This is a genomic window from Facklamia sp. 7083-14-GEN3 (assembly GCF_024742075.1).
In the GTDB taxonomy this organism is placed as follows: domain Bacteria; phylum Bacillota; class Bacilli; order Lactobacillales; family Aerococcaceae; genus Facklamia.
Genome location: NZ_JANSGD010000001.1, coordinates 498,866 through 512,655, shown reverse-complemented (window position 1 = coordinate 512,655; position 13,790 = coordinate 498,866). Strand labels below are relative to the sequence as shown.

Here is a 13,790-nt window from a genome sequence, read left to right as displayed (position 1 = left end):
TGATTAATAACTATCACGACATCTCTTTTACTTTTAAATGTTAAACTTAAAGTCTAATGAGGTCTTTGTCAATTAAAGTCATTATATATCTATCATTATTAGGAGTTAAATTACTATCTGTAAAATAGGTATTATTGCCAAATTTAACTTTTATAAAATAATTTAGATAAGTTTCAAACTATTTTAGAACATAAATAGTTGATAGTTATTTTATCCTAATTGAGATATAATTGACTTATGAGTATGAAAGGAGTTCACCATGTATAATCAGTCCACAAAGAATACCACATCGCACTATTTTTCTTCAATTAATACTAATCATCAACAAATTAAACCCTTTAATCGTTTAGTAACCATCAAAAATAATCGTTCACAAGCGCTTCTACGGTTTAACAAGCCAGTTATCCTAACTGAACATAAAGGTTTAGCTTTGTTAGTATTGACCGATAATCCTGATAAAAAAGATTCTTTCCAATACTTCATCTTACAAAACGCAATTCAAATTAATGCTGGCATTTACTTTAATACCTTGTCATTAACTACAGAATGTAAACTTTATTTGGAACCTAGTCAAAATGAAGAACCACAAATTGTCACATTAAAAGATGCCATAAAAGTAGGAAAAGAAAAGAAGCATCTTAAAGTAGAAGATGTCTTCGGTCTTCATTACCAAGTCTACTCAAGTGGTGAACGCATACTTAACCATCCACAAAATTACTATGAGCTAATCTTTGTTGATCAAGGACAAGCTTCGATGGAATTAAGCTATAAGAATCAACCTCTTCTATCAAAAAATTCAGCTTGGTTAAACTTTCCAGGACAAAAAAATCAAATTGCCTTTAAAGAAGATGGCATGACCACACTTATTTCAATTTTGTTTACAGGCCAAGGCTTAGCTGATTCTATTGCACAAAGGCCAATCCATCTCGGACATCGTCAAATTCAACTCCTCAGTCGATTGGTTAATTTAGCAGATATATCTGAAGACAAGTTACCTTTTTATTACGATGAAATAGTAACCAGTCTCCAATTGATACTTACACAGATGCACAATGGTGATATTAAAGAACAAACTGATAGTTCAACTTCTATGCGAGAAAATTATGAAAATGAATTGTTCCAATCAATCATTGATTTTCTCCAAGAAAATATTGGTCAACTACACCAAGTAAATGATTTGGTAGAAAAGTTTAATGTCTCTCGCTCTAGCCTTCAAACTTTATTTAATAAATATACAGGACAGACACCGAAACAATATATTAATAGCTTACGTTTAAAACAAAGTAAACTATTAATCCATGAATCGAAAATGACTCTTTCAGAAATCGCTAATGAGTTAGGTTATGGGTCCATCCAATATTTTTCGAGAGCTTTTTCGAATGAGTTTGGTATTAGTCCTTCCAACTATGCCAAATCAATAGTGAAATAAAGTTCCTTTTAAAGACAATATTATAATAGGCCCTTGCTAGCTTAAAGGGCCTATTTGTTTTATAATAAATATTAGACATATCAGAGGAGTGAGACGATGACACTTGACGGATTTTTTACACGAGCTTTAGTGGATGAGTTACGATCGCAACTAATAGAGGGTCGGGTACATAAAATCTACCAACCCTTTGAACAAGAATTACAAATTGTTATACGAGCTAATCGAACCAATCATCGCCTAGCCGCCTCAGTTCACCCTAATTATTTCTCATTATATTTAACTCAAGAGAAATCAGCAAACCCACAACAAGCACCGATGTTTTGCATGTTATTAAGAAAATACTTGGAATCGGCTTTCATTATTGATATCAAACAATATCAAAATGATCGTATTATTGATTTCTATTTCACTGGTCGTGATGAAATAGGTGTTGACCAAGAATATCTTTTAACCTTTGAGTTGATGGGAAGGCACTCAAATATTCTTTTAGTCGATCAGAATAAACAAACTATTATTGATTGTATTAAGCATGTTCCAGATAGTCAAAACTCTTTTCGATCACTCACTCCAGGAGCAGAGTTTAAGCGACCGCCCCGCAACTTGCAACAAGTAAACTTATTTGAATTGAATGATTCTCAGCTGTTTGAATTTAGTCATCAAAATGAAGCGATTCTTAGAGAAGGTAAAGCTTACCAATGTGTGCAAGGAATGGGAAAATTACTTGCACAAGAGATTGCTTTTTGGATGTCTAATGAGGGTGGAAATTTATCTAGTTTAGCCAGTCTAGAAAGAGTTAAATCAGCCATTGAATTCCCCTCTCCTACTCTCTATCAAACAGAAAAGAATGTTTATTTCTATGCCTTTAAATTAGAAAATTTACCAGGAAAAGAAGTGGCTTTCGACTCTCTTTCTGATTTAATTTATGCCTACTCTCACCAAAAGGTTCATTTAGACAGAGTCAAGCAATTATCAGGTAATATTATTAATAAAATAAATCAAATTATTGATAAAAATCAAAAGAAGTTAAAAAATCTTGCAAAAGATCGACGTGTAGCAGCTGGGGCCGATAATTATCGCATTAAAGGTGAGCTTTTAAATGCCTATGCCTATCAAATTGAGGCTAAAGAAAATCAGGTGACTTTGGCGAATTTTTATGATGATAATAAGCCAATGGATATTCAATTAAATCCTAGACTAAATGCCGTTGAAAATGCTCAAATTTACTTTAAAAAGTATCAAAAATATCGAGATGCTCTCAAATACATTAATCGTGAAGAAAGTCTAACCCTTACTGAAATTGATTATTTAGATGGTATTTTAGTGCAACTCAAACAAGCTGATCTTGAAGATGTCGAATCAATCAAACAAGAATTAATTGAGCAAGGCTACGTCGGACAAAAACGTTCTTCGAGTAAGAAGCGAGCAAAGACCCAATCCAAGCCCCGTCGTTTTAAATCTAGTGATGGTGTGATGATTTATGTGGGTAGAAATAACCAACAAAATGATGAACTTTCGATGAAAAAAGCTTCAAAAAATCATTGGTGGTTGCACGCTAAAGATATTCCAGGCGCCCATGTGATTGTTGAGTCGGATAAACCGAGTCAAGAAACACTCCTTCAAGCCGCTCAATTAGCTGCCTACTATTCAAAATTCTCTCAATCAGCTAATGTGCCTGTTGATTATGTTCAAGTGAAACATTTAAAGAAACCAAATGGTGCTAAGCCTGGCTTCGTTATTTATGAAGGTCAGAAAACACTGTTTGTTACACCCGATGCTTCACTCATCGAACAACTTTCATTAAAAAAATAATAGAATACAGCCCTCAACTTCATTAAAAGTTGGGGGCTGTATTTAAATTTATTTGTTAAAAGCTGCTGTTAATGGAGGGACGACTTGTTTCTTACGAGATACCACACCTGGTAAGGCGAATTGTTGGTCTTCAACTTTAGCATTAAAAGCTGCTTCTACCACACTAACATCTTCTCCTACCACTAAACCAATAGAATCTGATTCTAAGACATCTGTAATCACTAACACATAGAGTTTAAGATCCATTTCTTTACGCTTATCTTCCATTACCTTTAAAAGATTTTCTTTACGACTTAAAATCTCCTCGAAGCCAATAATATTTGTCTGACCGATACGAATATTTTGATCGTTCATGACAAAGTTTTTAGCATCTCCATCCACAATTTCTTCATCGGACTGTTTACTAAGGTCTGCTCCAGCTTTTAAGAAAGCTAATCCATAAGTTTGAATATCAACTTTAGCTATTTCAGCCAATTTTTCAGCGATTTCCTTGTCTTTTTCAGTAGTTGTTGGAGATTTGAATAACAAGGTATCTGAAATGATAGCAGATAACATCAAGCCAGCAATATCAGCCGGGATTTCATAGCCATATTCTTGGAACATCTTATAAAGTATGCTGGCTGTTGAACCTAAAGGCTCCGCACGATAGTAAAGAGGTTGAGGCGTATTGAATCCTGAAATACGGTGGTGGTCAATGACATAATCAATTTGAACTTGATCAATATCGTCTACTGATTGTTGCGGCTCATTGTGGTCCACTAAAGCAACTTGGCTAACTTCATTAGCGGCTGTTTTAATTACTCTTGGTGGTTGGATACCAAATTTATCCAAGGCAAAGGCTGGTTCACTTGATATTTCACCTAAAGCGACTGCTTCTGCTTGGTGTCCTTCTTGTTTTAAGAAATAAGCAAAAGCGATTGCTGAAGCGATAGTATCAGTATCTGGCTTTTTATGCCCAAAAACTAAATATTTTGTCATGTTTGTCCTCCTAAATTTAATTACATTCTCAGTTTAGCACTTTTTTACTAAAATTTGAATGTTTTCTATTTGAATATCTTTCAATCATTTTTAAAAACGTTTACATTAAATTTATATTAACATTTTTATAATAATTCTAATAGTTGACAATTTTATTAACTAAATTGCCATTACAATTTAATTCTATTTTTTCTTTTTTATGGTAACATTATTGTATTAATAAAAAAGGAGTGATTGTATGGATGCTTTGATAACTAGAACTGATGGCCTCATTTTTATTATTTTATCCATGGTCGCAGTTGCGTTATTCTTGCAAAGATACAAAGTTTTTAAGTCGTTAGGTCCGGTCCTGACTGTTGTTGTTATCGGAATTATTCTTTCTAATACAGGAGTCGTGCCTATTAGTCATGAAGTTTATGGTTATATGGGGTCACTTTTAGTCCCAGTCAGTATTTCAATTTGCATGCTAAGTATGGACTTAGTTGAGTTGAAAAAACTTAGCAAGAAACCAGTTATTGCCCTAAGCTCAGGTATTTTATCTGTGATGATTATAGCAACAATCTTAGGCTTTTTCTTTGCCCCTTATATGGATGAAGGTTGGAAGATAGCTGGAATGTTCGTAGGAACTTATACTGGTGGAACCCCTAACTTAACTGCTATTGCAACAGGTTTAGATGCTAGCCGACAAACCATTGCGGCTGCTAACGCAGCTGATTATGTGATCTCAACTCCATTGATGATCTTTATGTTCGCTGCACCTGCAATTCTTAAAGCTTCTAAAGCCTGGAATAAGTTCTGGCCTTATCATCTAAGTGAAAAAGATCTTTCTACTAGTGATACTAAAGCCCTAATGTCAGATAAAGAATGGTCCATTAGAGAAATTGCCTGGCTGTTAACCATAGGTTTCGGTGTGACTTATGTAACCACTGCATTTTCAGAAGCTTTTATGCCAGAAACAATCTGGAAAGCAGTTCGCTTAATCTTATTAACTACTGTGTCCATCTGTCTGGCTCAACTTAAGCCTATTCAAAAACTGCGTGGTAATTTAGATTTAGGATTATTCTTATCCTTGATGTTCCTTTCAACGATTGGTTTTGCAGTAGATTTACGTCAATTCGTTGGATCTGCTATTACAATGACGCTATATGTTTTCCTAATGTTAGTAGGATGTCTAGCTTTACACTTGTTGATCTGTCGCCTATTTAAAGTAGAATATGAATATATGATTCTATCGATTGTTGGTTGTATCGTCGATGGGCCAACAGCTTCATTAACAGCAGCTGGCGCTAATTGGAAATCACTAATTAATGTTGGTTTAATTATGGGGGTTTTAGCAGGAGCAGCAGGAAATTATGTAGGTATTGCTGTCGCTTATCTCACAAAATTTTTGATTGGCGGTTAAAAACTCTTTATAACTATTTAAAAAATGTACTTACACATAAAAAAACTGTCTCCATCAATTAAAATTGAATGGAGACAGTTTTTTCACTATACTTCTAAATAACCCGTATACTCTGAACAGCGCAGTATACGATTGGCATTATCAACTCTTTCTTTGGTTGGAGGCTCTACGCCTTCTAACTTATATTTATAGCCCAAAGCAGTGTATTTATAAACACCCATCATGTGATAAGGTAAGACTTCAAACTTTAAAACATTATCCAAACTAGCAACATAATCGGATAAACGGTATAAGTATTCATCAAAATCTGTTCTTGTTGGAACTAATACATGACGAATCCATACCGGTTGATTAATATCCGATAAATAGCGGGACATTTCAAGAATGTTGTCATTGGGATGACCAGTTAGTTTAATATGACCTTTGCGATCGATATGTTTTATATCAAATAAAAGCAAATCTGTATATTTCATCAGTTCTTGAAATTTACTGAAAAAAGGTTCCTCATAGGTAAAGGGTTGACCACAAGTATCGATAGTTGTGTGAACCCCATTAGCCTTACATAACTTGAAATATTCAATTAAAAAGTCCATTTGCAGTAAGGGTTCTCCACCTGATACAGTGACTCCTCCTTCTTTGCCCCAAAAAGCACGATATTGAATGGCTTCGTTAAATAACTCTTGAGGGCTGTATTCTTTACCTCCCGTCATCTTCCAAGTATCAGGATTGTGACAAAATTCGCATCGCATTCGGCAGCCTTGCATAAATGATATAAAGCGAATACCAGGACCATCGACTGAACCAAAGCTTTCTGTGGAGTGGACATAGCCTTTAATTTCTTGCGCTACTTCTGACATTTTTATTCCTCCATCTAACTTTCAGAAAAAGGAACTGAAATAAAATCCAGTCCCTTTTTCTGAAGTTTTTATTAATTGTTTTAAATTACATTGAAGCATGCATTGTACGGTTGATAACATCCAATTGTTGTTCGCGTGTCAACTTAATAAAGTTAACAGCATAACCAGATACACGAATAGTTAACTGTGGATATTCTTCAGGGTGTTCCATAGCATCTAATAAAGTATCTCGGTTAAAGACGTTCACATTTAAGTGGTGTCCGCCACTTGTTGAATATCCATCTAACATATTAGCTAAATTAGCTTTTTGAGTTGCTTCTTCTTTACCAAGTGCTTTTGGAATAATTGAGAAAGTATTTGAAATTCCGTCTAAAGCATACTCATAAGGTACTTTTGCAACAGATAATAATGAAGCTAAAGCTCCATGAGTGTCGCGACCGTGCATTGGGTTAGCCCCTGGTGCAAATGGTTCACCCGCACGACGTCCGTCCGGTGTATTACCAGTTTTCTTACCATAAACAACGTTTGAAGTAATAGTTAAAATAGAAGTTGTTTGTAATGACTCACGATAAGTCTTATGCTTACGAACCTTAGTCATAAAGCTCTTCAATAATTCTACAGCAATTTGATCCGCACGATCATCATTATTTCCATATTTAGGGAAGTCTCCGTCGATTTCATAATCAACCACTAAACCATTTTCATCACGAATCGTTTTAACTTTGGCATATTTAATAGCAGAAAGAGAATCTACTGCCACTGAAAAACCAGCAATACCTGTAGCCATTGTACGAAGTACTTTTGTATCGTGTAAAGCCATTTCTAATGATTCATAAGAATACTTATCATGCATATAATGAATGATATTCAAAGTATTTACATAAAGTTCAACGATCCATTCCATCATATCATCATATTTAGCTAAAACTTCATCGTAATCTAAATATTCAGAAGTAATTGGTGCATATTTAGGTCCAACTTGAGCTTTAGATTTTTCATCTACCCCACCGTTAATAGCGTAAAGTAATGTCTTAGCAAGGTTAGCACGCGCACCAAAGAATTGCATTTGTTTTCCTACACGCATAGCAGACACACAGCATGCGATGGCATAATCATCACCATATTCTGGACGCATGATTTCATCATTTTCATACTGAATTGCAGAAGAAACAATCGACATTTTTGCTGCATATTCTTTGAAAGCTTGAGGTAATGCTGGTGACCAAAGAATTGTTAAGTTTGGTTCTGGAGCTGGGCCTAAGTTTGTTAATGTATGTAAGAAACGGAAAGAATTCTTAGTAACAAGTGGACGCCCATCTAAACCAACACCAGCGATTGATTCTGTTACCCAAGTTGGGTCACCAGAGAATAATTCATTATATTCTGGTGTACGCGCAAATTTCACTAAACGTAATTTCATAACAAAATGATCGACTAACTCTTGTGCTTCTTCTTCAGTTAAAGTACCGTCGGCTAGGTCACGTTCAATATAAATATCTAAGAAGGTAGAAGTACGTCCTAATGACATAGCCGCTCCGTTTTGTTGCTTAACAGCAGCTAAGTAACCTAAGTATAACCACTGGAATGCTTCACGAGCATTTTCAGCTGGACGTGAAATATCAAAACCATAGATTTCGCCTAATTCTTTCAATTCTTGTAGAGCGCGATATTGTTCAGTAACTTCTTCACGTAATTGAATCACATCGTTATCCATTGTACCATTTCCGATGTTAGCAAAATCTTTTTGCTTTTCTTCCATTAAACGCTCTACCCCGTATAAGGCTACACGACGATAGTCACCAATGATACGACCACGGCCATATGCATCCGGAAGACCTGTGATAACACCTGAGCGACGAGCAGCGCGCATTTCTGGCGTATATACATCAAAGACACCTTGGTTATGTGTTTTACGATATTCTGTAAAGATATGCTCTGTTTCTGGATCTAATTCGTAACCATAAGCTTCTAAGGAATTCTTAGACATACGAATTCCACCGTAAGGTTGTAAGCTACGTTTAAAAGGAGCATCCGTTTGGAAACCAACGACTGCTTCTTTGTCTTTATTTAAATAGCCCGCTTGATGAGAAGTAATAGAAGACACTACTTTTGTATCCATATCTAGAACGCCACCAGCTTCTCGTTCTTTTTTATTAAGATCCATTACTTGGTCCCAAAGATCTTTTGTATTTTGAGTAGCGTCTGCTAGGAAAGTTTCATCACCTTCATATAAGGCATAGTTCTCTTGAATAAAATCACGGACATCGATTTCTTTTTGCCATTTACTTCCTTGAAAACCATTCCATGCTTTATTTAATTCGGTTTTATTTGCAATTTCCATTTTAATTCTCCTTTTTAAATGATCCGACAATTTCCACACACATAATATAACACAATTCACCTTCGTTGTAAACAGTTATTGTGAATTGTTTAATTAGTTAAAAGTGGATTCTATCAACTTTATTTTAAGCTAATTTAAAATTATAAATTGATTGTGTGTTTGTTGTAGCAATAATAGTATAACAGTTTTTATCATTCTGTCTCTTAATAATGATACACAGAAAAAATATAATTATTTCAAATAAAAAACAAGCATCTATTTCAGACACTTATTTTTTAAAATTTATTCTTCATCTAGCATTTTTAAACGAGCAGGATGAATGTCTATCGCTTTACCCAAAAGATCCAATTCTATGATCTGGCTCCCATTGTTCTGGCGTTTTGTGATGTTAATATCAAAAGCCATCATCTCTAATGATTTTCCGGTATCTCCTTGGATAATAATTGGAATATTACCATTTTGTAAAGCTAAGGCTTTCGATATCCGATGCGGATTTGATTTAATTTCTTTTAGAATAAGCGTTCCGACACTCGCGCGATTGGCACTAGCCAATTCTTCAATATCCATTCGTTTCAAGTTTCCTCGATTGGTTAATATGAATACTTGTGGTCTAGAATTTTCTTGATCGATTAAGAGCATAGAAACAAGGAAATCATCTTTTTTCAGTTTCATTCCTACGACTCCTTGGGCTTTTAGTCCTTGTAAAGAAACTTGGTCTAAGTCAAAACGCAAACCATAAGAACGGTGTGTTATACTTGCGATTTGATAGTCCTTACCTGCCCTAGCTAATCGAGCAGCTACTAATTGATCGTCATCATCTTGCATTTTAATTGCTGTCATTGTTCTTGTTTTATAAGATCGATAGGTTGAAAACTCAGATAAAAGTGTTTGTTTAATGCGGCCTGCTTTAGTCATCATGACAATCCGATCTTCAGCAGGTTTTTCTGTTACTTTTTGAGCAAACACAGAAATGATAGATTCCTCTTTATCTAGTTGGTATTGCTGCGACCAATGCAGACCCAAATCTTTCCAACGAATATCTGGCAATTCATGAACAGGTAAATGAATATAATTACCTTTTGAAGTGATAATAATAATCGCATCATGAGTCGAAAGTTCTTGCACAAATAGCGGATAGTCTAGATCTCTGGACCCTAAATCGGTGGAATCGGAAGCCGTAAACGACCGAACGGAAGTACGCTTCAAATAGCCTTCCTTAGTTACAGAGACATAGACTTGTTCTTGTGGAATCAGAAGCGTCTTTTCTAAGGTAATTTCTTCCACTTCATCTTCCAATTGGCTCATTCTCGGACTGTCGTATTTCTTCTTAATTTCCTTTAACTCATTGACTAAAACCTTGTCCAAAGTAGCCGGGTTAGAAAGGATATTCTCATACATATGGATTCTTTCATTAAGTTCAAGTTTTTCTTGTTGTAGACCGACAATATCGGTATTAGTTAAACGATATAACTGTAAGGAAACTATTGCTTCAGCCTGTGCCATTGAAAAATCATATTGCTCATGCAAATTATCTTTAGCATTAGCCTTGTTCTCAGATTGACGAATAGTAGCAATCACTTCATCTAAAATCGAAATCACTCGGATTAATCCATCCACAATGTGCAAACGGTCTTGATCTTTCTTGAGAAGATATTGTGTTCTCCTACGGATAATATTCTTTTGATGATCAAGATAGGCTTGCAACATTTTTTCTAAAGAACAAAGGACTGGTCGACGATCATGAATCGCTATCATATTGAAATGATAATTTACTTGTAAATCCGTATTCTTATAGAGATAAGCAAGAATTGGTTCAACCTCTACATCTCGTTTTAGTTCAATGACTAATGAAACGCCGTTAATATCTGAATCATCGCGAACATCAGCAATACCTTCTAACTTTTTAGATAAACGGATTTCATCCAATTTTTGAATGAGTTTTCCTTTATTAACGTCATAGGGTACTTCTGTCACGACAATTTGAGACTTACCTCCCTTCAACTTTTCAACTTCTAATTTAGACCGAATAACCACTTTTCCTTGGCCAGTTTGATAGGCTTCTTTAATACCTGCTTTGCCTTGAATAATACCTCCCGTTGGAAAATCTGGTCCAGGTAAATACTTCATCAATTGGTCTACACTAATCTTATCGGGGTGTTTAATCATATAGATTAACGCATCAATGACTTCTCCTAAGTTGTGAGGGGGGATATCTGTTGCATAACCTGCTGAAATACCGGTTGCACCATTTACTAAAAGATTAGGAAATCGAGCTGGTAAAACCCGTGGTTCTTCAATGGTGTCATCAAAGTTTAGAATCCAATCGACTGTTTGGGAATGAATATCTCTTAGAAGTTCCATGGCAATACTTGACAGTCTAGCTTCTGTATAACGCATTGCAGCTGCTGGATCACCATCCATAGAACCATTATTACCGTGCATGTCAATCAATGGTTGGCGATTTTTCCAACTTTGGGACATACGAACCATAGCTTCATAAACAGAAGAATCTCCATGCGGGTGATAATTACCAATGACATTTCCAACTGTTTTAGCAGATTTACGATAAGCTTTTTCAGCGGTATTCCCTTCAGAAAACATGGCATATAATATCCGTCTTTGAACGGGCTTTAAACCATCACGAATATCTGGTAAAGCTCGGTCTTGAATAATATATTTCGAATAGCGACCAAATCGATCACCAATAACCGATGAAAAATTTAATTCTTGAACTCCTTTATTTTCTAGTTCAGTCATTATAGATCGCCTCCAAATAAATCAATTTGACCATTTTCATCCACTGAATCCTTCTTTGAATCTCCATTTTGGTCTTTTGACTGCTCTTTTTTTTCTAGTTTATTTTGTGTTTTAGTAGAAGTTTTTGAAGCTGGATTTTTAGCCACTAATAAGGCTTCTTTATCTTCTTGCGCCAAAGTTTGGTTAACTTGGCTGTTTTCCTTTAAAAGTGAATCTTCTTCGTCCATAGTGAATTGAACATTTTTTTCAATCCATTTACGACGAGGATCTACTTTATTACCCATTAGAGTGGATAAGCGTTTTTCCGATAAAGAATCATCATCAAGAGTTACTCTTATCAATAAGCGTGATGAAGGATTCATGGTCGTTTGCCATAATTGATCCGCGTTCATCTCACCGAGCCCCTTATAGCGTTGTAATATATATCCTGGCCCCACTGCTTTAATTTTGGCTTGCAGTTCTTCATCTGTCCAAGCATATTCTATTCGCTCTTTCTTCCCTTTCCCCTTAGAAACCTTATATAAGGGCGGCATGGCCAAATAGACCTTACCTGCTTCAATCAATGGTTTCATATAACGATAAAAGAACGTTAACAGCAAGACTTGGATGTGTGCACCATCCGTATCCGCATCGGTCATTATGACCACTTTATCATAGTTAGCAGCTTTAATATCAAAATCAGCCCCCACTCCTGCACCAATGGTGTAGATAAGGGTATTAATTTCTTCATTTTTCATAATATCAGTTAAGGATGCTTTTTCGGTGTTAATGACCTTACCTCTTAAAGGCAATATTGCTTGAAATTTGCGGTCACGACCTAATTTAGCAGACCCTCCGGCTGAATCACCCTCCACAATATAAAGTTCATTCTTTGAGGCATCTTTTGATTGGGCCTTAGTGAGCTTTCCAGAAATTAAGCGTTCTTGTTGTTTATTAGAATTAGAAGAACGTGAAGCCTCACGCGCCTTGCGGGCAGCTTCTCGTGTTTCCCTCGCTTTTAAAGCTTTTCTTAAAATTGTTTGCGCCCAATTGCCATTTTCTGCTAAATAATAACCTAAGTATTCCGTAACAAAAGATTCAACGATGGTACGTGCCTTGGGACTTCCTAATTTATCTTTGGTTTGACCTTCAAATTGTAAATATTGCTCAGGAATACGAACAGATACAATCGCAGCTAAGCCTTCACGAATATCTGATCCTTCTAGATTTTTATCCTTTTCTTTAATTAGAGCCATTTTACGTCCGTAATCATTAAAGACCTTAGTAATAGCTGTTTTCATACCTGTTTCATGCGTTCCTCCACCATTGGTGCGGACATTATTTGCAAAGGAAAGTATTGTTTCAGAATAGCCATCATTATATTGCATGGCAAAGTCAATCTCAAAATCCTCTGCATCTCCTGAAAAAGCCACAACATTTCCCATCACCTCTTTATCTTCATTAAGATATTGGATAAAGTCTTGTAAACCATTCTCATAATGAAATGTCTCTGCTAGATCTTTTCTTTGATCATGGATTTCAATGGTAATTCCTTTTAAGAGGAAAGCTGACTCTCTAAGCCTTTCAGCAATGGTTTCATAGTTAATAGCTGAAGAACCGAATATCTGTTCATCAGGCATGAAATGAACACTTGTGCCTGTGTCCGACTGATTACTGTGTTTGGTCTTTTTCAATTTGGTGACAGGTTTTCCACCGTCTTCAAAACGCATATGGTATTGATAGCCATCCCGAATAACCGTCACTTCCAGCCATGAAGACAAGGCGTTTACGACCGAAGCCCCTACTCCATGGAGACCTCCAGCAGATTTATATCCACCTTGACCGAATTTCCCACCAGCATGTAAAACTGTAAAAATAACTTGGACTGTAGGCACTCCAGAAGCATGTTTACCAATCGGCATGCCTCGACCATTATCTGTAATGCGAATCGACCCATCGGCTTCTAGAAATACAGTAATTCGATCAGCAAAACCAGATAGAGCTTCGTCCACAGAGTTATCGACAATTTCATAAATAAGATGGTGGAGGCCCTTTTGATCAGTTGATCCGATATACATACCAGGTCTTTTCCTAACGGCTTCTAGACCTTCTAATATTTGAATGGCATCATCATTATAGTTGGTTAAATTCACTTTCGAATTTTTGTTTGCCATTTTCTCACCCTTTAAATGTTATTTAATAAGAAATAGTCATGCGATTAATTTGAATATTTATTTT

Annotated in this window: 8 protein-coding genes; 3 read left to right on the top strand and 5 right to left on the bottom strand. The window is 35.7% G+C overall.

All coding sequences use genetic code 11. The annotated features are described in order from the left end of the window. Positions 1-259: 259 nt before the first annotated feature. Together NW240_RS02420 and NW240_RS02415 are read left to right on the top strand one after the other, a co-directional pair. Positions 260-1,429, top strand: coding sequence for an AraC family transcriptional regulator (locus NW240_RS02420; RefSeq protein ID WP_258435856.1), 1,170 nt, complete (start codon positions 260-262; stop codon positions 1,427-1,429). Between the two features lie 96 nt (positions 1,430-1,525). Further along, on the top strand, positions 1,526-3,238 hold the full coding sequence (locus NW240_RS02415) for an NFACT family protein (protein ID WP_258435854.1): 1,713 nt from the start codon (positions 1,526-1,528) through the stop codon (positions 3,236-3,238). A 48-nt stretch (positions 3,239-3,286) separates the two neighbouring features. On the opposite strand, the gene NW240_RS02410 is transcribed toward NW240_RS02415, so the two are convergent. Beyond that, positions 3,287-4,216, bottom strand: a complete 930-nt coding sequence (locus NW240_RS02410) for a manganese-dependent inorganic pyrophosphatase (protein ID WP_258435853.1) — start codon at positions 4,214-4,216, stop codon at positions 3,287-3,289. A 238-nt stretch (positions 4,217-4,454) separates the two neighbouring features. On the opposite strand from NW240_RS02410, the gene NW240_RS02405 reads away from it, so the two are divergent. After that, positions 4,455-5,618, top strand: coding sequence for a DUF819 domain-containing protein (locus NW240_RS02405; RefSeq protein ID WP_258435852.1), 1,164 nt, complete (start codon positions 4,455-4,457; stop codon positions 5,616-5,618). Between the two features lie 86 nt (positions 5,619-5,704). Here the strand turns inward: NW240_RS02405 and pflA are convergent, their stop codons facing one another. From pflA to parE, 4 genes are all read right to left on the bottom strand, one after another. Next, positions 5,705-6,475: a pyruvate formate-lyase-activating protein gene (gene pflA, locus NW240_RS02400; RefSeq protein ID WP_258435851.1), complete on the bottom strand. Its 771-nt coding sequence runs from the start codon at positions 6,473-6,475 to the stop codon at positions 5,705-5,707. Between the two features lie 85 nt (positions 6,476-6,560). Continuing rightward, complete coding sequence (gene pflB, locus NW240_RS02395; RefSeq protein ID WP_309302390.1) at positions 6,561-8,816, bottom strand: formate C-acetyltransferase; 2,256 nt, start codon at positions 8,814-8,816, stop codon at positions 6,561-6,563. Between the two features lie 282 nt (positions 8,817-9,098). Next, complete coding sequence (parC, locus tag NW240_RS02390) at positions 9,099-11,573, bottom strand: DNA topoisomerase IV subunit A (RefSeq protein ID WP_258435850.1); 2,475 nt, start codon at positions 11,571-11,573, stop codon at positions 9,099-9,101. Then, the gene (gene parE, locus NW240_RS02385; RefSeq protein WP_258435849.1) at positions 11,573-13,726 is read right to left on the bottom strand and encodes a DNA topoisomerase IV subunit B; all 2,154 of its coding nucleotides are present in this window, start codon (positions 13,724-13,726) and stop codon (positions 11,573-11,575) included. Before parE ends, parC begins: the two co-directional genes overlap by 1 nt. Between the last annotated feature and the right edge of the window lie 64 nt (positions 13,727-13,790).

Bases quoted from the DNA above. Each gene is read 5' to 3' on its own strand.
- NW240_RS02415 (WP_258435854.1), top strand. From the start codon at position 1,526: ATGACACTTGACGGATTTTTTACACGAGCTTTAGTGGATGAGTTACGA.
- NW240_RS02405 (WP_258435852.1), top strand. From the start codon at position 4,455: ATGGATGCTTTGATAACTAGAACTGATGGCCTCATTTTTATTATTTTA.
- NW240_RS02420 (WP_258435856.1), top strand. From the start codon at position 260: ATGTATAATCAGTCCACAAAGAATACCACATCGCACTATTTTTCTTCA.
- pflA (WP_258435851.1), bottom strand. From the start codon at position 6,475: ATGTCAGAAGTAGCGCAAGAAATTAAAGGCTATGTCCACTCCACAGAA.
- parE (WP_258435849.1), bottom strand. From the start codon at position 13,726: ATGGCAAACAAAAATTCGAAAGTGAATTTAACCAACTATAATGATGAT.
- pflB (WP_309302390.1), bottom strand. From the start codon at position 8,816: ATGGAAATTGCAAATAAAACCGAATTAAATAAAGCATGGAATGGTTTT.
- parC (WP_258435850.1), bottom strand. From the start codon at position 11,573: ATGACTGAACTAGAAAATAAAGGAGTTCAAGAATTAAATTTTTCATCG.
- NW240_RS02410 (WP_258435853.1), bottom strand. From the start codon at position 4,216: ATGACAAAATATTTAGTTTTTGGGCATAAAAAGCCAGATACTGATACT.